Genomic DNA, 17,505 nt, shown 5'->3' with positions numbered 1-17,505 from the left:
CGGCTGTGACACAACCGGTCATCGCGGAGGGGCTGTCGGCGTGGTCACCGGCCCACGGACTGGTGCCCGCCACGGAGCCGGCGCGGGCCCTGCTCGTCGCGGACTCCTGGCTGGTGCGGGACGGCAGGGTGCGTGGGCTCGAACGCCACCGCGAGCGGTTCCTGCGGGCCTGCGGCGAGGCGGGCGGACCGCCGTTGCGCAGGCTGCTGGAGTTCTGGCGGGACATGACCGAGGCGCTGCCCCGCTCCGGCGAGTGGTTCCCCCGCGTCGAACTCGCTGCCTCCTCACCGGAGTTGCGCCTGCTGCTGCGGCCCGCTCCCCCACTCGGGGCCGGCGTGCGGGTCTGGGCGGCCGGGCAGTCCGATCCGCGCACCGTGCCCCGCCGCAAGGGACCGGACCTCGCCGTCCTCGCCGGGGTGCGTGAGCGGGCGTCCGGTGCGGGCGCGGAGGAGGCGGTGCTGGTGGCGCCCTCCGGCAGTGTGCTGGAGGCGGCCACCGCGAGCGTGCTGTGGTGGGAGGAGGACACCCTGTGCCTGCCCCCGCCCCGGCTGCCGGTCCTGCCCGGGGTGACCGTCGCCCTCGTCCAGGAGCGGGCCCGGCGGGAGGGGATCCCGGTGGCGCACCGCGAGCGGACGGTGGCCGAGCTGGGCGGCCGTGAGGTGTGGCTGGTGAACGCGCTGCACGGAATCCGGCCGGTGACCGGGTGGATCGGGGGGCCGCTCGAAGCGGCTCCGGCGCAGCGCGCCCCACAATGGCGGGCATGGCTGGACAGCCTCATGGAGCCGCTGCCGAGCAGCTGAATTCCGCGGACGGAAAATGCGCCGGACCTCATGCGGTCCGGCGCATCAAAGGCTGCCCGAATTCAGTTCTTCGCTGCTTGAATTCAGCCCTTCGGGGCCGGTTGATAACCGCCCGGCACCATTCGCGTGGCGATGGCGATGCGGTTGTACGCGTTGATGACGGTCGCCGCCCAGATCAGCGCTGCGACCTGGGTCTCGTCGAAGACCTCCGCGGCCTCGGCGTAGACCGCGTCCGGCACCCGGCCGTCGTGGACCAGGGTCACGGCCTCGGTCAACGCCAGTGCGGCGCGCTCACGGCCGGTGAAGAAGGGGGTCTCCCGCCAGGCGTTCAGGGCGTGCACGCGCTGCTCGGTCTCGCCGGCCGCACGGGCGTCCTTGGTGTGCATGTCGATGCAGAAGGCACAGCCGTTGATCTGCGAGGCGCGGATCCGGATCAGTTCCAGGAGTTCCGGTTCGACCTTGGCGTCCTGGGCCGCCGAAACGGCGGCGGCATGCAGGGAACCCATCGCCGCGGACACGTCGGGGGTGATTTTCTTCAGGGCCACACGGGATATGGATACGTTCTCGCTCATGCGGTGACTCTATCCGCGCGACCCTATTCCGGAATGGCGAATCCCATGAACAGGCCGCGTTATTCGGGCAGTACCGCGCACAGTGCCTCCAGCGCTCCCGACCAGGCGTGGTCCGGTGGTGTCCCGTAGCCCACGACGAGCGCGTCGCGCCGCTCGACGCTGGCCTGCGGGTGCTGGTAGCGGTGCAGCCCGTGGACGGCGAGGCCCTGCCAGGCCGCCGCCCGCAGCGCCGGCTGCTCGGTGCCCGGGGGCAGCCGCAGCACCACGTGCAGACCGGCCGCGATCCCGGTGGCGTGGACCCGCGGGGCCCGCCGCGCGAGTTCGGCGACGAGGGTGTCGCGGCGGCGTCGGTAGCGCAGCCGGGCGGCGCGCACATGACGGTCGTAGGCGCCGGAGGTCAGGAACTCGGCGAGGGTCAGCTGATCGAGGGAGCCGCAGGCGTCGATGCCGCCCTTCGCCCGCAGCACCTCCTCCATGAGGCCGGGCGGCAGCACCAGCCAGCCCAGGCGGAGACCGGGGGCGAGGGACTTGCTGGCGGTGCCCGCGTGGACGACGTGGTCGGGGTCGAGGCCCTGGAGCGCGCCCACGGGCTGTCGGTCGTAGCGGAACTCGCCGTCGTAGTCGTCCTCGATGACCAGGCCGCCGGTGCGGCGCGCCCACTCCACGACGGCCGAACGGCGGTCGCGGTGCAGGGTGCCGCCCATCGGGAACTGGTGGGCGGGGGTGAGCAGCACCGCGTCCTGGTCGGTCAACTCCCCCGGGTCCGTGCCGCGTTCGTCGAACGGCAGCGGCACGGTCCGCAGACCGGCGGCCGCGAGCAGGTTCCAGTGGACGTCGAGTCCGTACGACTCCACGGCGACCGTGCGCGCGCCCCGGGCCCGCAGCGCCGCTCCGAGGAGGCGCAGGCCTTGCGAGAAGCCGGCGCAGATCAGAATGTGCTCGGGGTCGGCGCGCACCCCGCGCGCGCGGGAGAGGTAGCCGGCGAGGGCGGTGCGCAGTTCGACGCGGCCGCGCGGGTCGCCGTAGTCGAGGGCCTGGTACGGGGCGGTGGCGAGGGCGCGGCGGGCGGCCTTGAGCCACTGCGCGCGCGGGAAGGAGGCGAGGTCGGGGGTGCCGGGGACGAGGTTGTGGGCGGGCTGGCCGGGTGGACGGGAGCGGGGCGCGGTGCCCGTCGGCGGTACGGCCGTGCCGGCCCGCTGCCCCGATGGCGTGGGAGGTGCCCCCGCGGCGACTCGCCCCACGGCGACGGGCCCCGCGGCCACGGACCCCGTCGCGGCGTGCCCCGTCGCGACGCGCGTGCCCGAGCCCTGGCGGGCGGTGAGCCAGCCCTCGGCGACCAGGTCGGCGTAGGCGTCGGCGACGGTGTTGCGGGCGATGCCCAGGTCGGCGGCGAGGGAGCGGGAGGAGGGCAGCCGGGTGCCGGGGGCGAGGCGGCCGGTGCGGACGGCCTCGCGCAGGGCGTCGGTGAGGCCCCGCCGAATGCCTCCTCCGGTCGGTTCCAGGTGCAGGTCGACGCCGAAAGTGGCCCATGGTTTCGCCATGGAAGTGGACCATACCCTTGGGCTGCCCTGCTCGTAGGGTCGAGCCATGACCACAGAGCAGACCGTCCCGCACGCCCCCGAACACGCGCCCCGCCTGGCCTGGGCCCAGCACGCCCCCGAGGTCTACAAGGCGATGCTGCGCCTCGACACGGCCGCCCGGAAGGGTCTCGATTCCCGGCTGCTGGAGCTGGTGAAGATCCGGGCCTCGCAGCTCAACCACTGCGCGTTCTGCCTCGACATGCACTCCAAGGACGCCCTCGCCGCCGGTGAGAGCGTCGAACGGATCATCCAGCTCGGCGCGTGGGAGGAGTCGCGGCACTTCTACACCGAGAAGGAGGTCGCGGCCCTCGCCCTGACCGACGCCGTCACGGTCCTCACCGACGGCTTCGTGCCGGACGAGGTGTACGAGCAGGCCGCCAAGCAGTTCGAGGAGGCCGAGCTGGCCCAGCTGATCGCCGCGATCACGGTGATCAACGCGTGGAACCGGTTCGGTGTGACCTGCCGTATGGTCCCGGGCCACTACGAGGCGGGTCGGCACCAGTGAGTCGTACGGACGTCCTGGACCGCGAGGTCGCGCGGGCCCTGTCCGAACTCAGCGCCACCGCGAAACGGGGCCTCGGCGACCCGGCCCTCGCCGAACTCGTCGTCATCCGGGCCTCGCAGCTCAACCAGTGCGCGTTCTGCCTGGACATGCATCTCACGATCGCCCGCGAGCACGGGGTGAGCGAGCAGCAGCTGGATCTGCTCGCCGCGTGGGAGGAGGCCGAGGGGGTCTACGACGAGCGGGAGCGGGCCGCGCTCGCGCTGACGGAGGCGGTGACCGTGCTGACGGAGGGGGGCGTCCCGGACGGCGTGTACGCCCGAGCCGCCCGGCACTTCGACGACCGTGGACTCGCCCATCTCGTCGGCCTGGTCGTCGCCATCAACAACTGGAACCGGGTGATGGTTGCCCGCCGCGTCGCACCAGGGGGGTACACGCCGTGAGGAAGGTCGACGTCTTCCGTGCCCTGCACAGGAACCGCCTGCCGGACGACCCCCTCGTCCTGCCCGGCCCTTGGGACGCGGTCAGCGCGCGGGTGTGCGAGGAGGCCGGTTTCCCGGCGCTGGCCACGCCCAGCGCCGGGATCGCGGCCGCGCTCGGCCACGAGGACGGGTCCACGCCGGCCGACGAGATGTTCGCCGCGGTGGCGCGCATCTCCCGGGCCGTGGACGTGCCCGTGTCGGCGGACGTCGAGGGCGGGTACGGGCTGGCGCCGAAGGAGCTGGTGGAGCGGCTCCTCGAGGCGGGGGCCGTGGGCTGCAATCTGGAGGACTCCGAGAGCGGCACCCTCAAGGACCCGCGCCGGCACGCCGACTGGCTCGCCGAGGTGCGGCGGGAGGCCGGTGACGAGCTCTTCGTCAACGCCCGCGTGGACACCTTCTCCTACGGCGACGGCGACCCCGGTCGGGCCATCGAGCGGGCCGCGTTGTACGTGGCCGCGGGCGCCGACTGCGTCTATCCGATCGGCGCCCCGGAGAAGCTGCTGCCCCTGCTGCGGTCCGGGATCCAGGGGCCGGTCAACGTGTTCGGGCGCCTCGACGGCGAGGGCCCCTCACCCACCGAACTCGGTGAACTCGGGGCCACTCGCGTCACGTTCGGGCCGGGCCTGCAGCGCTGGGGGGCGCTGGCACTGCAGGGGATGGTCGGCGAACTGTCGAAACGGTGATCAGGACAGCCACGCCTTCCAGGTCGACGCGTGGCCGTCCACCCACTTCTTCGCCGCCTCCTCGGGCGTCAGCTTCTGGTCGGCGATCATCAGGGAGACCTGGTTCTGGTCCTCCGTCGTCCACTTGAACTTCTTCAGGAAGGCCGCCGCCTTGCCGCCGGACTTCGCGAAGTCCGTGTTGAGGTACTTCTGCAGCGGGGTGTGCGGATAGGCGCAGGCGACCTTCGCCGGGTCCGCGTCGCAGCCCTCCTTGTAGGCGGGCAGTTTCACCTCGGTCATGGGGACCTTCTCGAACAGCCACTGGGGGGCGTACCAGTAGGTCAGGAAGGGCTTCTTCTCCTTGGCGAACTGCTTCATCTGGGTGATCTGCGCGGCCTCCGAACCGGCGAACACCACCTGGTAGTCCAGCTTGAGGTTCTTCACCAGCGCCTTGTCGTTGGTGACGTAGGACGGGGAGCCGTCCATCAGCTGGCCCTTGCCGCCGCTCTCCGCCGTACGGAGCTGCGAGGCGTACTTGTTGAGGTTCTTCCAGTTCGTGACGTCCGGGTGCTGCTTGGCGAAGTAGGTCGGCACGAACCAGCCGATGTGCCCGGTCACGCCGAGTCCGCCGCCCGGCGTGATCGTCTTCTTGTCCTTGACGTACCGCTGTTCCTGCTCGGGGTGGCCCCAGTCCTCCAGGATGGCGTCGACCCGGCCCTGGCTGAGGGCGTCCCAGGCGGGCACCTCGTCGACCTGGACGGTGTCGACCCGGTAGCCGAGCTTGTGCTCCAACAGGTACTGGGCGACGGCCACGTTGGCCTGCGCGCCGACCCAGGACTGCACGGACAGGGTCACGCTCTTGGCGCCCTGGGCGTTGGCGAAGGGCGAGGCCTGCTTGGTCATGTCGGCGGCACCGCAACCGGTGAGCAGCATCAGGGCACCGACGCCCGCGATCGCACGTACTCGCATGTCAGGCTCCCTTCCCCGGGCGGCGTTCCGTCGGCTGGGTGACCCGGTCGAGCATCAGGCCGAGGCAGACGATCGCGGCGCCCGCGACCAGGCCGGTCGCCAGGTCGCCCTGGGCCAGGCCGAAGACGGTGTCGTAGCCGAGCGCGCCTCCGCCGACCAGACCGCCGATGACGACGACGGCGAGGACGAGGACCACGCCCTGGTTGACGGCGAGCAGCAACGCGGGCCGGGCAAGCGGGAGCTGCACCTGGCGCAGCTGCTGCCAGCTGGTCGCGCCGAGCGAGCGCGAGGACTCCATCGCGGCCGGGTCGACCTGGCGCAGGCCCTGGGTGGTGATGCGGACGACGGCGGGCAGCGCGTAGACGACGGCCGCCGCGGCGGCGGGCGCACGGCCCACGCCGAACAGGGCGACGACCGGGATCAGGTACACGAACTGCGGCATCGTCTGGAAGACGTCCAGGACGGGCCGGAGCAGGCGCTCGACGCGGTCGCTGCGGGCCGCCGCTATGGCGGTCGCGAAGCCCAGGACGAGGGTGACGGCGACGGCCGCGAGCACCTGCGACAGGGTGTCCAGCGCGGGTGTCCATACGCCGAGGACGCCGATCGCGGCCATGGCGAGGACCGCGGTGAGCGCGGTGCGCCAGGTGCCGATCAGCCAGGCGAGGGTGGCCACGACGAGCAGCACGGACCACCAGGGCAGCCCCTGCAGACCGTCGCGGACCGGGTCGAGGATCCAGGTGGTGAAGTGGGCCGCCCAGTCGGCGGTGCCGCCGATGACGGGAACACCGGAGTAGAGGTGGGCCGTCATCCAGTCGACGGCCCGGTTGACGGGCTCGGCGATGTTCAGGGTCCAGGCGTCGGGCCAGTCGACACGGCCGAGCAGCCGTCCGGCGACCGCCACGACGACGGTCCCGGCGAGGGCGTACGCCCATCCGGCGCGCCCCCGTCCCTCGGTGCTGTCGTCCGCCGCGCCCGCCGCACCGGTCACCCGGTCGAGGACGACGGCCAGCAGCACGATCGGGATGCCGGCCGCGAGGGCCGCGCCCACGTCGACCGAGGCCAGTGCCTGGTAGACGCGGTCACCGAGGCCGGCGGCGCCGATCACGGACGCGATGACGGCCATGGACAGCGCCATCATGATGGTCTGGTTGAGGCCGAGGAGGAGTTCCTTGCGGGCCAGCGGGACACGGGCGGTCAGCAGTCGCTGGCGGGCGGTGGTGCCGAGCGACTCGACCGCCTCCAGGACCTCCTTGTCGGCGCCCTGGAGGCCGAGCGCGGTGAGGCGGGCCATGGGCGGGGCGGCGTAGACGACGGTCGCGAGGACCGCGGCGGGCACGCCCATGCCGAAGACCAGGACCACCGGGAGGAGGTAGGCGTAGGCGGGCATGACCTGCATGGTGTCCAGGACCGGGCGCAGGACCTTGTCCATGCGGCGGGACAGCCCGGCGGCGAGCCCGAGCAGGACGCCGACGACGACCGAGGCGAGCACGGCGACGACCATCAGGGCGAGGGTCTGCATGGTGGGGACCCACATGCCGAGCAGCCCGCAGGCGAGGAACGCGGCCGCCGTGCCCACGGCGAGCCTGACGCCGGCGACCCGCCAGGCCACGAGGGCACCGAACGCGGTGACGCCGGCCCAGCCCGCGCCGAGCAGGACGAGGTACACGGCGCGTACGGAGATCACGACCGCGTTGCTGACGTAGCCGAAGAAGTAGAGGAACAGCGGGTGGCTGTCGCGGTTGTCGATGATCCAGTCGCTGGCGCTGCCGAGCGGCTTGGTGAGGTCGACGGTCAGGGCGGTCGGCCAGCTGCCGCTGGCCCAGCGGGCGTTGGCGAGGGGGACCAGAACGGCTGCGGCGAGGGCGATGAGCAGCAGCTTGTGGACGGCCCGGTGCCTGAGCAGACCGGTGGGCAGGGCGCGGGGTGTGGACGCGGTGACGGTAGCCATCAGACGGCCTCCTCGCGGAGCTCCGTTCCGGTGGCTCCCGGGCGGGGCCCCGTCCCTGCGGTCCCCCCGCGCAGCTCCGTTCCGGCGACCACGCCGAGCAGTCGCTCGTGGTCGACGACGCCGAGACAGCGTCCGTTCTCCACGACGCAGGCCGGCCTGCCGCTGCCGGCGACGACCTTGATCGCGTCGGCGACCACGGCGTTCGGGGCCAGCGCGCCCGGGTGGGTCGGGCCCGCGCAGTCGCCGGGCTTCATGGCCCTGCGGACCGTCATGACCTGCTCGCGCGGGACGTCCCGGACGAACTCGCGGACATAGCCGTCGGCCGGGGAGCCGACGATCTCCTCCGGGGTGCCCAGCTGGACGACCTTGCCGTCGCGCATCAGGGCGATGCGGTCGCCGAGCTTCAGCGCCTCGCTCAGGTCGTGGGTGATGAAGACCATCGTGCGGCCCTCCTCGCGGTGCAGGCGCACGACCTCCTCCTGCATGTCCCGCCGGATCAGCGGGTCGAGCGCGCTGAACGGCTCGTCGAAGAGGAGGACCTGCGGGTCCACCGCGAGCGCCCGCGCCAGACCGACGCGCTGCTGCTGCCCGCCGGAGAGCTGGGAGGGCTTGCGCTGCTCCATGCCCTCCAGGCCGACCTTGGCGACGACCTCGGCGGCCCGGGCCCGGCGCTCGGCCTTTCCGACGCCCTGGATCTCCAGGCCGTAGGCCACGTTGTCGAGGACCGTGCGGTGCGGGAGGAGGCCGAAGTGCTGGAAGACCATCGCGGCGCGGTGCCGGCGCAGTTCACGCAGCCGGGACTTGTCCATCGCACGGACGTCCTCGCCGTCGATGCAGATCGTGCCCGCCGTCGGCTCGATCAGCCGGGTCAGACAGCGCACCAGCGTGGACTTGCCGGAGCCGGACAGGCCCATGACGACGAAGACCTCGCCCTTGCGGACGTCGAAGCTCACGTCACGGACGGCGGCCGTGCAGCCCGTCTGCGCGCGCAGTTCGGCGGGGTCCAGGGCGGACAGCTCGCCGTCCTCGGGGACGCGGTCCGCCTTGGGGCCGAACACCTTCCACAGTCCGTCGACGGAGAACACGGCATTGTCCGTCGTCGGCGGCTTCTCCATGGTCGCGGTCGTACTCATCACGCACCACCTCCCAGCAGGTCCACTGCTTTCTCACCGACCATGAGCACCCCGATCATGGGGTTCACGGCGGTCATGGTCGGGAACACCGAGGCGTCCGCGATGCGGATGCCGTCCAGGCCGCGGATCCTCAACTCGGGGTCCACGACGGCCAGTTCGTCTTCGGCGGCACCCATGCGGCAGGTGCCCGCCGGGTGGTACACGGTGTGCGCGACCTTGCGCGCGTACTCGCTCAGCTCCTCGTCACCCGTGATGTCGGGGCCGGGGCACACCTCGCGCTTGAGCCAGCCGGCGAGCGGTTCGGTCGCCGCGATCTCGCGGGCGATCCTGATCCCGTCGACGAGGGTGCGGCCGTCGTAGTCGTCCTCGTCGGTGAAGTAGCGGAAGTCGAGGGCCGGCTTGACCTCGGGGTCCGCACTCGTGAGGTACAGGCGGCCGCGGCTCTTCGGCTTGGGGATGTTCGGGGTCATCGAGACGCCGTACGCCGGGCGTTCGTAACCGAGGCGTTCGGGGTTGTCGGTGAAGGGGACCTGGTAGAAGTGGAACATCAGGTCCGGGCCCGCGTGTTCGGGGTCGCGGCGCACGAACAGGCCCGCGTCGGAGTCCATCGCGGAGTTCTCGGGGATCGGGCCGTTCGTCTCCCAGACGATGACCGACTCGGGGTGGTCGAGGAGGTTCTCGCCGACGCCCGGCAGGTCGAGGACGACCGGGATGCCGAGTGCTTCGAGGTCCTTGCGGGGACCGATGCCGGAGTGCAGCAGGAGGCGGGGCGAGTCGACGGCGCCCGCGCACAGGACGACCTCGCGGCGGGCCCTGATCAGGCTCTCCTCGCCGTCCTTGGACCGCACGTGCACGCCCTGCGCTCGCGTGCCGTCCAGCTCCAGCCGGTACGCCCAGGTCTCCAGCAGGATCGTGAGGTTGGGCCGCTCGTCCATCACCGGGTGCAGATACGCCACCGACGCCGAGGAACGCTTGTTGTTCTCCGGGTGGTAGGCCAGGTCGAAGAAGCCGACGCCGTCGTCGAAGGGCTTCTTGTTGAAGCCCTCGATCCGGGGCACCTGAACGGCCTTCTGGGCCGCGTCGACGAAGTCGCGGGCGATGGCGTTGCGGTCCTTCTCGTCGACCGGGACGATGTTGTTCTTCAGCCGCGCGTAGTACGCCTCCATCGGCACCGCGCCCCAGCCCTTGGCACCGGCCTCCTCCCACTCGTCCCAGTCGGACGGCAGCGGCTTGAAGGCGATGAGGGTGTTGTGGGAGGAACAGCCGCCGAGGACCCGGGCGCGGCTGTGCCGGATGTGCGAGTTGCCGCGCGGCTGCTCGGTGGTGGGGTAGTCGTAGTCGAGCTCTCCGCCGAGCAGGCCCATCCAGCGGCGCAGGGTGAGGACGTCGTCCCTGCCGACGTCGCTCGGGCCGCCCTCGATGACGGCGACGGTGACGTCGGGGTTCTCGGTGAGGCGGGAGGCTATGACGGAGCCTGCCGTTCCGCCGCCGATGACGACGTAGTCGTACTCGTGTTTGGCATCGGGCATGGGGGTACTCCAGGGAGGTCTTGAGGAGGGGAGAGGAGGGCGAGTGGGCTCAACCGGCGAACCAGCGCACCGGCTTCGGCGCGAGGTTCTGGTAGACGTGCTTGCTCTCGCGGTACTCGGCGAGCCCGGCGGGGCCGAGCTCGCGGCCCACTCCGCTCTTGCCGAAGCCGCCCCACTCCGCCTGCGGGAGGTAGGGGTGGAAGTCGTTGATCCACACGGTGCCGTGGCGCAGCCGGCCGGCGACCCGGCGGGCACGGCCGGCGTCGGTGGTCCAGACGGCGCCGGCGAGGCCGTACTCGGTGTCGTTGGCGAGGGCGATCGCCTCGTCCTCGGTGCGGAAGGTCTCGACGGTGAGGACCGGTCCGAAGACCTCCTCCCGCACGACCCGCATCTCGCGGTGGCAGCGGTCGAGAACGGTCGGCTCGTAGAAGTAGCCGTCGGCGGGCCGCTCGGGCGAGGGCTCGGGACGCCGGCCGCCGGAGCGCAGCACGGCGCCCTCTTCCAGTGCGGAGGCGACGTAGGACTCGACCTTGTCGCGCTGCTGCTCGGAGACCAGCGGCCCGCACTCGACGCCGTCCTCGGTGCCGCGGCCGAGCCGGATCGCCGAGGCCCGGCGGGCGAGTTCGGCGACGAAGCGGTCCCGGACGGACTCCTCGACGATGAGGCGGCCGCCCGCGGAGCAGACCTGGCCACTGTGGATGAAGGCGGCGTTGAGGGCCTGGTCGACGGCGGTGTCGAAGCCCTCGGGGGTGGCGCAGGCGTCGGCGAAGACCACGTTGGGGTTCTTGCCGCCGAGTTCGAGAGCGACCTTCTTCACGGTGGGGGCGGCGGCCTGGGCGACCTTGGTGCCGCTGATCAGACCACCGGTGAAGGAGACCAGGTCGACATCGGGGTGCTCGGAGAGCCGGGCCCCGACGGTGTGACCGGGGCCGGTCACGATGTTGGCCACGCCTTCCGGCAGACCGGCCTCGACCAGCAGCTCGATGAGCGCGATCGTCGTCATCGGGGTGATCTCGCTCGGCTTGACCACGAAGGTGTTGCCGGCCGCGAGCGCCGGGGCGATCTTCCAACTGGCCTGGAGGAGCGGGTAGTTCCAGGGAGTGATCAGCGCGCACACACCGATGGGCTCGTGCACGACGACGCTGTGGATGTCGGGCGAGCCGGCGTCCACGACCCGGCCGGGCGCCTCGGCGGCGACGAGGTCGGCGAAGTAGCGGAAGGCGTCGGCGACACAGTCGATGTCGACCCGGCCCTCCTCCACCGTCTTGCCCGCGTCCCGGCTCTCCAGGAGTCCGAGCTCTTCGCGGTCGCGTACGAGAAGATCGGCGACGCGACGCAGCAGTGCGGCGCGTTCGGCGACGGGGGTGAGCGGCCAGGGGCCCTGACCTGAGTCGAAGGCCCGGTGGGCGGCGGCGACCGCCAGATCGGTGTCCTTCTCGTCACCCTCGGCGACCACGGCGAAGGGCCGCGCGTCGGCGGGGTCGAGGATGTCGCGGGTGGCTCCGGAGACGGCTGCGCGCCATTCGCCGCCCGCGTGGATGGTGTGCGGCTCCTGCCGCGCGTGCTGTCCGGCCATGATCGGTGTTGCCTTCCGTTCCTGTTCGACTCCCCTGGGTCACACGCGTGTCACTCACGGGGACCGTCGTCGCATGCCCCCGCGCCTCGATTGCATGCGCAATCGATGACCGAAAGTGTGCTGGCTCACTGGACATGCGGACAAACAGGGCGAAAAGTACGCTGGACGTGCCCACCGTGGAGGAGACGCCATGACACGGAGAGTGCGGACCGGCAGGGCGCTGCCCCTGCGGGTGACCGGCACGGCGGCGAGTGCGGCCCTTCTTCTGTCGTCGGCCCTTGTTCTGTCCCCGCTCCCTCTGTCTCCGGCCCTGGCCACGGCGGCTGCCGACGATCCGAGCGCCCGCGAGCTGGTCGACCAGGCGAAGAAGAACCTCCTCGACGCCGAGTCCGTGCGTCTGAAGCTGACGGACCGCAGTGCGCAGGCCCGGGCCGGCAGGACCCAGCCCGTCTCGATGGACCTCGCCCTCGACCAGGACGGCAACTGCGCCGGGTCGATGCGGATGGGCTCCGGCGGCGGCAGTGTCGAGATCGTCAAGCGGGGCGCCGAGGTGTGGATGAAGCCGGACACCGCGTTCTGGAAGGCACAGGTGCCGGGCGGGCAGGGCGACGCGGTCGCCGAGCTCTTCAAGAACCGCTACATCCACGGCTCCACCGACGACGTCATGCTCAAGGGCATGGCCGACATCTGCGATCTGACGTCCTTCCAGAAGGAGATCACCGCCGACTCCTCCGACGCGGAGCGGCTCACGAAGGGCCGGGAGACGAGGATCGACGGCACGGACGTGATCCCGCTGAGGGGCACGTCGGAGGGGAAGAAGGCGGTCCTGTACGTCACTTCGGACGCGCCGCACCGGCTGGTGCGGGCCACGCAGCGGGGCGACGGGACCGACATGGCCCTGTCCTTCTCGGACTACGGCAGGCCGGTCCCGTCGAAGACGCCCTCGGCGGACGAGAGCGTGGACGTGGGCAAGCTCCAGGACGAGTTGCAGGGCGTGTGACCGGCCCCGGCCGGGCCCGGGTTCGGTCGACCGCGTCCGGCCGGGCCCCGGTTCAGTCGACCGATGCCGCGTCGCAGGCGTAGGGCGCGCAGAAGCCGGAGAGAGCGGTGGTCAGCAGTTCCAGTTCGTCCGCGCCGCCGTCGTCCTCCTGACCGTACGCGGCGATCGCGTAGATGAGGCCGTCCTGGGCGACGAACCGCTCGTCGTAGACGTGCCAGGGGCCCACGTCCGGCTCGCCGCTGAGGGTGTCGGCCCGGTACTCCAGGCGTTCGCCCGTGAAACCGTTCTCCTCGACGGGCCGCAGGTCCAGCTTCTCGAAGCCGTCCGGCTTGGCGGTGTCGGCGGAGAGGTACAGCTCGAACGACGCCTCCGGGGACTCCTCCGCGACCTGGTACACCTGGATCCGGCGTTCGCCGTCCGCGCTGCGGAAGTTGACCACGTCGATGCCGAACCGGGACGCCACGGCGGTGCGCGACCAGCCCACGGGCCGTGCGATACGGAAGCCCTGTTGGTCCTCGTACAGCTCGTACCCGGCGGGGAGTTCGGGCGCCGAGGCGAGCGGGGACGCGGTGTCCTCGGTCGGTGAGGGGGCCGGCGACTCGTAGGGGTCGCTCTGCTGGGAGACGATCCCGGTGGGCGTCGGGCTCGCGCCGCCGGCCTTGTCGTCCCCGTCGTCGCCGACGACCGTCGTCAGCACCAGGGTCACGGCGACCCCCACAGCGGCGACCCCGACGAGCGCGGACCACACGAGCCGGCGGTTGGTCCCGGTGGGAGCCTCGGGAACGGCCGTCGGGACGGTGGTCGACCAGGCGGACCCCGACCACTCGGCCGACGGCACGGACCCGCCGCCGATCTGCTCGACCGAGGACCAGCCGCCGGAAGCGTCGGCAGCGCCGGGACCGTGCCAGGTGCTGCCACCCCCGGTTCCGGGCCAGCCGGCGGGAGGGGAGGGCGGGGGCGGGGGCTGCGGGGAGGAGGGCGGGCCGGCGTTCGGCCCCGCGGAGCCGATGCCCGCGCCCACGTCCACGGTCCGATCGGGGTCCGCCCCCATCCCGTCCGCCCCGTCCGCCCCGGCAGCCGGCGGCCAGACGGGCGCGACGGGAGGCGCCGTGGGTGTGCGGGGGCCGTCAGCCGACGGTCCGGCGCCCCCTTCGGCATCCCGGGCCCCGGGAACCCCCGGCGGCCACGTCGGCACCGCGCCCGGCAGGGCCGGTGGCGGCGGCGTGACCGGACCGGTCGCGGCCCCGCTCCCGTCCCCGTCCTCCCACCGCTGCGTCTCCTCGTTCCAGTACCGCGCTCCCCCGCTCATGGCGTTCCCTCCCCGCTCGCCCCGCAGCGCTCTCTCACAACCCCAGCAGCCCCGCCACGGCCCCCGCGGACGCGACCAGTCCGACCAGCGCCTGCGAGTCGTCCAGCAGTGCCCGCAGCCGTTCGCGACGGGTCGGTCCGGCCTGGCCCGTCGTGACGATCTCCTCCTCCGTCTCGGCCAGCGCGGTGTCCAGCGCGGCCGTCTCGTCGGTGGCCCGCAGTCGCGTGAGGTCCTCGCGGAGTTCCCGTACGGCGGTCAGGAGCGCCTCGGCGGCCTCGTCCCGCTGGGGCGTCGTACCGTGGTGGCTCTCGGCGTGCGCGTGGCTGCCGATGGCGAAGGTGCTGCCGTGCACACCGCCGCTGATGCTGACGCCTGGCTCATCCGTTGCCATTGCCGCTGGTTCCCTTCTGTGGCGCGGCCCCCGAGCCGCCGGTGGTGGAGGACGCGGTGGCGTTCTTGCCCACCGCGAACGTGCTGCCGTGGACGCCGCCCTCGACGTTCACACCGCCGCTGCTGATGTTCACGATCTTCTGGACGAACTCGCCGGTCTGGTATCCGGATTCGGCCAGCGCGGTCAGCACGCCGTGCGCGACCCGGTCCTGCACGCTCCGCAGGTAGCGGTAGGCGTCCATCTCCTGGAAGCGGGACCCCTCGTCCGTCGAACCGAGCTCCCGCACCGACAGCGCCGGACCGTCGGGCAGCGCGCCCGCGTAGCCGCCGGTCAGCAGCTTCCACGCGTACCCCACGCCCCTGCCGAGGGTGGCGAGGGAACGCGCCGCGGAGCCCGGCACGCGCGCCACCGCCCAGGCGGCCTTGCCGAGCACGTTGTTGTGCCGGTAGGTGTGGGCCGTGCGGTCGGCGTCCTTGAAGTCCTCGCGCACCGGCAGCAGCACATGCGGGGCGATCTCCAGCATGAGCATCCGGCCCTGGGTGTGGACGCGCACGAAGACCGTGACGACCAGCTCCTCCTCCCAGCCGCCGACCCGGATCCGCAGGAAGTGGCGCCGCTTCTCGGCGCCCTCCTCGACCGCGCGCGCCCGGTGGTCCTCGAAGGCCTGCGGGTGGTACGGCGCCTCCTCGCGCCGTCGCAGCCCCTCCGCGGGCAGGAACACGCACTCGTCGATCTCCAGCCAGCGCAGCCGGTCGCGGACCGTGTGCCCGGCGAACTCGGAGGGCAGCCGCAGCTGTTCGAGCAGCGGGCGGATCTTCTCCAGGACCGCCCGGTTGTTCAGCGGCAGTTGTTCCTTCTTCATCTCGTCGGGCCGCAGCTCGACGGCGATCACCCAGGTCTCGTAGGCGGCCCCGGCCCCGCAGAAGGGACGCTTCTCGTGGTACATGACCAGCGGCGCGTGCTGCTCGATCCGGATGCGCTGCTTGAGCCGCTGGAACCGCTGTCCCTCGGCGCGCTCGGCGGGGTCGCCGGCCGCGTCCGGGAAGCGCTGCGGGGACAGTTCCGCGCCCACCGCCCTGGCGAACTGGCCGCGCTGCGCGGCCACGCACACCGCGATCAGCGCGAAGACGACGACCAGCAGCCAGGCCTGCGCGGGCCCGATCAGCCCGCTGACCCCGTCGAAGTCGGGGAACAGCAGATCGGACAGGTCGGAGGAGTCGTCGTAGGAGCTGTACGAGTCGCCGAACGGGCCCGAGTCGCCGTAGGACGACGAGTCGCCCTCGCCCCCGCCGAAGGCGACGACGAGGGCGAGGATCAGGAACATCGCGAAGACGAGACGCCCCCACCAGCGCATGACGAAGGCCGGCACCCGGCGGTACAGCGGCGGGTTCACGCCCTTGCCCCGGACCCATGAGGCGGCCGCGAGCATCAGGCTGGGACCGAGGAACACGAACAGCAGCCCGCCGGTCAGCGGCAGCCCGATCACCCACAGGCCGAGGATCAGCCCGGCCCACAGCAGCTCCTGGCGCCGGGCCCGCAGCGCGTGCGCGAGCACGCGGGCCGCGTCGAGGCCCAGCGAGGGCGCCACGATCCGCTGTTCGTTCAGGTGCAGTTGCTCGATGACCCGATCCCGGTATCCGGAATCCAGGTAGGTGCCCGCGCACAGCAGCCGGGTCGCCTCGCTGGCGTGCGGCGGCGTGGCGGGCCCCGGCGGCGCCGCAGGAGGTGGCGCGCCGCCCTGCGTCGGCTGCGGTTGCTGAGGCACGGATGTAGTACTCACGCCACTCCCCCGATGCGTGCAAGGACCTTGCCCAGTGCTGTTGTTGACGAGGAATCAGCATAGGGGTGCGGGTGGGGTCGGGAAACCGGAATGTCCCGACCTGTGGACAACGACCGATTCCTTTGACTAATGTCAAAGATTATGGACCCGGTGTCGACAGAGCACGTGGCGGAGTTCCGCCGGTTCAACCGCTACTTCACCCGCCGTATCGGCGCCCTGGACGACCACTACCTCGGCCAGGACCGACCGCTCGGCGAGGCACGGCTGCTGTTCGAGATCGGCGAGGGAGTCTCGCTGCGCGAGCTCAGGACCCGGCTCGGGCTGGACGCCGGATACCTGAGCCGGATGACGAAGACCCTCCAGGCGCAAGGCATGGTCCGGATCAGCGTCCACCCGGCCGACAGCCGACTGCGCATGGTCGAGCTGACCCGCGCCGGAAGAACCGAGCTCAAGGAGCAGAACCGCCGGGCCGACGCCCTCGCGGCCGGCCTGCTCGACGGGCTCACCGGGCCCCAGCGCGAGCAGCTCACCGAGGCCATGAGCACCGCCCAGCGCCTGCTGCGCCTGGCCGCCATCACCGTGGCCCCGGTCGACGGCGCCGCCCCCGACGCCCGCGCCTGCCTCGACGCCTACGCCGCCGACATCGACGCCCGCTTCCCGGAGGGCTTCGACAGGTCCGACCTGGTGCGGCCCGAGGAGGTCTCCGGAGCCGCCGGCGCGTTCTTCGTGGCGTACGAGGAGGGCCGCCCGGTGGGCTGCGGCGCACTGCGTCGACTGGAGCCGCGGATCGGGGAGCTCCGGCATGTGTGGGTGCACCCGGACGCCCGCCGCCTGGGCCTCGCCCGACGCCTCCTCACGGCACTGGAGACGGAGGCCGCCGCCCGCGGCCTGACCACCCTGCGCCTCGACACCCACGCGTCCCTCACCGAGGCACAGACGATGTACCGCACCTGCGGCTACACGGAGATCCCGCCCTACGCGGAACACGTCTACGGCGACTACTGGTTCGAGAAGCGGCTGTCCGGCTGACCGCACGGCGATTCACGCACTATCGCGTGTGGCGCGGAACGAGTACTATCGCGTTCGTTCCTCCGCTGTCCGCCCCCGTCCGCAACCGATTGCCCCGAGGAGCCGCGGTGCCCTCTCTTCTGAACCCGGTCATCGGTCTGCTGATGCTCCGCGCACGCGTCGGGGGCGTGGCCTCGGCAGGTCCCGGTACCCGCGTCGGCGAACGGGATCACGGCCCGGCCGGCGCCCCTCCCGCCCCTCGTT

The 17,505-nt window shown here is 72.2% G+C and carries 16 protein-coding genes; 6 read left to right on the top strand and 10 right to left on the bottom strand.

Annotation, left to right across the window (positions count from 1 at the left end):
• Positions 1–5: 5 nt before the first annotated feature.
• Positions 6–800, top strand: a complete 795-nt coding sequence (locus IOD14_RS05025) for an aminotransferase class IV (RefSeq protein ID WP_123991210.1) — start codon at positions 6–8, stop codon at positions 798–800.
• 83 nt (positions 801–883) lie between these two features.
• On the opposite strand, the gene IOD14_RS05020 is transcribed toward IOD14_RS05025, so the two are convergent.
• Both IOD14_RS05020 and IOD14_RS05015 read right to left on the bottom strand, forming a co-directional pair.
• Positions 884–1,372 carry a carboxymuconolactone decarboxylase family protein gene (locus IOD14_RS05020; RefSeq protein WP_212669741.1) on the bottom strand — a complete coding sequence of 163 codons (489 nt, stop codon included), beginning with the start codon at positions 1,370–1,372 and terminating at the stop codon, positions 884–886.
• A gap of 59 nt (positions 1,373–1,431) precedes the next feature.
• Positions 1,432–2,913 (bottom strand): PLP-dependent aminotransferase family protein, encoded by a 1,482-nt coding sequence (locus tag IOD14_RS05015; RefSeq protein WP_212669740.1) that lies wholly within the window; start codon positions 2,911–2,913, stop codon positions 1,432–1,434.
• Between the two features lie 46 nt (positions 2,914–2,959).
• Here IOD14_RS05015 and IOD14_RS05010 point away from each other — a divergent pair, with 46 nt between their 5' ends.
• Genes IOD14_RS05010 through IOD14_RS05000 form a run of 3 tightly spaced genes read left to right on the top strand, consistent with a single transcriptional unit; the run spans position 2,960 to position 4,619 of the window.
• On the top strand, positions 2,960–3,457 hold the full coding sequence (locus tag IOD14_RS05010; RefSeq protein ID WP_123991207.1) for a carboxymuconolactone decarboxylase family protein: 498 nt from the start codon (positions 2,960–2,962) through the stop codon (positions 3,455–3,457).
• A complete protein-coding gene (locus tag IOD14_RS05005; protein WP_123991206.1) occupies positions 3,454–3,897 on the top strand; it encodes a carboxymuconolactone decarboxylase family protein in 444 nt (147 codons plus the stop codon). Before IOD14_RS05010 ends, IOD14_RS05005 begins: the two co-directional genes overlap by 4 nt.
• Positions 3,894–4,619 (top strand): isocitrate lyase/phosphoenolpyruvate mutase family protein, encoded by a 726-nt coding sequence (locus tag IOD14_RS05000; protein ID WP_123991205.1) that lies wholly within the window; start codon positions 3,894–3,896, stop codon positions 4,617–4,619. Before IOD14_RS05005 ends, IOD14_RS05000 begins: the two co-directional genes overlap by 4 nt.
• Here the strand turns inward: IOD14_RS05000 and IOD14_RS04995 are convergent, their stop codons facing one another.
• The 5 genes from IOD14_RS04995 to IOD14_RS04975 are packed head-to-tail and all read right to left on the bottom strand — an operon-like array spanning position 4,620 to position 11,753.
• Positions 4,620–5,567 (bottom strand): ABC transporter substrate-binding protein, encoded by a 948-nt coding sequence (locus IOD14_RS04995; protein WP_123991204.1) that lies wholly within the window; start codon positions 5,565–5,567, stop codon positions 4,620–4,622.
• A 1-nt stretch (position 5,568) separates the two neighbouring features.
• Entirely contained in the window at positions 5,569–7,515 is a 1,947-nt protein-coding gene (locus tag IOD14_RS04990) for an ABC transporter permease subunit (RefSeq protein ID WP_123991203.1), read from the bottom strand.
• Complete coding sequence (locus IOD14_RS04985; protein WP_123991202.1) at positions 7,515–8,648, bottom strand: glycine betaine/L-proline ABC transporter ATP-binding protein; 1,134 nt, start codon at positions 8,646–8,648, stop codon at positions 7,515–7,517. The genes IOD14_RS04990 and IOD14_RS04985 overlap by 1 nt, the downstream gene beginning before the upstream one ends.
• On the bottom strand, positions 8,648–10,177 hold the full coding sequence (locus tag IOD14_RS04980) for a GMC oxidoreductase (protein WP_212669739.1): 1,530 nt from the start codon (positions 10,175–10,177) through the stop codon (positions 8,648–8,650). The genes IOD14_RS04985 and IOD14_RS04980 overlap by 1 nt, the downstream gene beginning before the upstream one ends.
• A 49-nt stretch (positions 10,178–10,226) precedes the next feature.
• Positions 10,227–11,753 (bottom strand): aldehyde dehydrogenase family protein, encoded by a 1,527-nt coding sequence (locus IOD14_RS04975; RefSeq protein WP_212669738.1) that lies wholly within the window; start codon positions 11,751–11,753, stop codon positions 10,227–10,229.
• 190 nt (positions 11,754–11,943) lie between these two features.
• Here IOD14_RS04975 and IOD14_RS04970 point away from each other — a divergent pair, with 190 nt between their 5' ends.
• Positions 11,944–12,753: a hypothetical protein gene (locus IOD14_RS04970; protein ID WP_212669737.1), complete on the top strand. Its 810-nt coding sequence runs from the start codon at positions 11,944–11,946 to the stop codon at positions 12,751–12,753.
• A gap of 52 nt (positions 12,754–12,805) precedes the next feature.
• Here IOD14_RS04970 and IOD14_RS44170 read toward each other — a convergent pair whose 3' ends face one another.
• The 3 genes from IOD14_RS44170 to IOD14_RS04955 are packed head-to-tail and all read right to left on the bottom strand — an operon-like array spanning position 12,806 to position 16,233.
• Complete coding sequence (locus IOD14_RS44170; RefSeq protein ID WP_249125833.1) at positions 12,806–14,062, bottom strand: hypothetical protein; 1,257 nt, start codon at positions 14,060–14,062, stop codon at positions 12,806–12,808.
• 34 nt (positions 14,063–14,096) lie between these two features.
• Positions 14,097–14,453, bottom strand: coding sequence for a hypothetical protein (locus tag IOD14_RS04960; protein WP_123991198.1), 357 nt, complete (start codon positions 14,451–14,453; stop codon positions 14,097–14,099).
• On the bottom strand, positions 14,440–16,233 hold the full coding sequence (locus tag IOD14_RS04955; protein ID WP_212669736.1) for a hypothetical protein: 1,794 nt from the start codon (positions 16,231–16,233) through the stop codon (positions 14,440–14,442). The genes IOD14_RS04960 and IOD14_RS04955 overlap by 14 nt, the downstream gene beginning before the upstream one ends.
• Positions 16,234–16,374: 141 nt before the next feature.
• On the opposite strand from IOD14_RS04955, the gene IOD14_RS04950 reads away from it, so the two are divergent.
• Positions 16,375–17,262, top strand: a complete 888-nt coding sequence (locus IOD14_RS04950) for a bifunctional helix-turn-helix transcriptional regulator/GNAT family N-acetyltransferase (protein WP_212673205.1) — start codon at positions 16,375–16,377, stop codon at positions 17,260–17,262.
• The last annotated feature ends 243 nt before the right edge of the window (positions 17,263–17,505 follow it).

The sequence above is a fragment of the Streptomyces sp. A2-16 genome (genome assembly GCF_018128905.1).
In the GTDB taxonomy this organism is placed as follows: domain Bacteria; phylum Actinomycetota; class Actinomycetes; order Streptomycetales; family Streptomycetaceae; genus Streptomyces.
Note: the sequence above shows the minus strand (reverse complement) of the source record. Positions and strands in the feature narration are given on the sequence as shown.

Coding starts and splice junctions, on each gene's coding strand:
- IOD14_RS04985 (WP_123991202.1), bottom strand. CDS start 8,648: ATGAGTACGACCGCGACCATGGAGAAGCCGCCGACGACGGACAATGCC.
- IOD14_RS05010 (WP_123991207.1), top strand. CDS start 2,960: ATGACCACAGAGCAGACCGTCCCGCACGCCCCCGAACACGCGCCCCGC.
- IOD14_RS04960 (WP_123991198.1), bottom strand. CDS start 14,453: ATGGCAACGGATGAGCCAGGCGTCAGCATCAGCGGCGGTGTGCACGGC.
- IOD14_RS04975 (WP_212669738.1), bottom strand. CDS start 11,753: ATGGCCGGACAGCACGCGCGGCAGGAGCCGCACACCATCCACGCGGGC.
- IOD14_RS05020 (WP_212669741.1), bottom strand. CDS start 1,372: ATGAGCGAGAACGTATCCATATCCCGTGTGGCCCTGAAGAAAATCACC.
- IOD14_RS04980 (WP_212669739.1), bottom strand. CDS start 10,177: ATGCCCGATGCCAAACACGAGTACGACTACGTCGTCATCGGCGGCGGA.
- IOD14_RS04995 (WP_123991204.1), bottom strand. CDS start 5,567: ATGCGAGTACGTGCGATCGCGGGCGTCGGTGCCCTGATGCTGCTCACC.
- IOD14_RS04990 (WP_123991203.1), bottom strand. CDS start 7,515: ATGGCTACCGTCACCGCGTCCACACCCCGCGCCCTGCCCACCGGTCTG.
- IOD14_RS04950 (WP_212673205.1), top strand. CDS start 16,375: ATGGACCCGGTGTCGACAGAGCACGTGGCGGAGTTCCGCCGGTTCAAC.
- IOD14_RS04970 (WP_212669737.1), top strand. CDS start 11,944: ATGACACGGAGAGTGCGGACCGGCAGGGCGCTGCCCCTGCGGGTGACC.
- IOD14_RS44170 (WP_249125833.1), bottom strand. CDS start 14,062: ATGAGCGGGGGAGCGCGGTACTGGAACGAGGAGACGCAGCGGTGGGAG.
- IOD14_RS05015 (WP_212669740.1), bottom strand. CDS start 2,913: ATGGCGAAACCATGGGCCACTTTCGGCGTCGACCTGCACCTGGAACCG.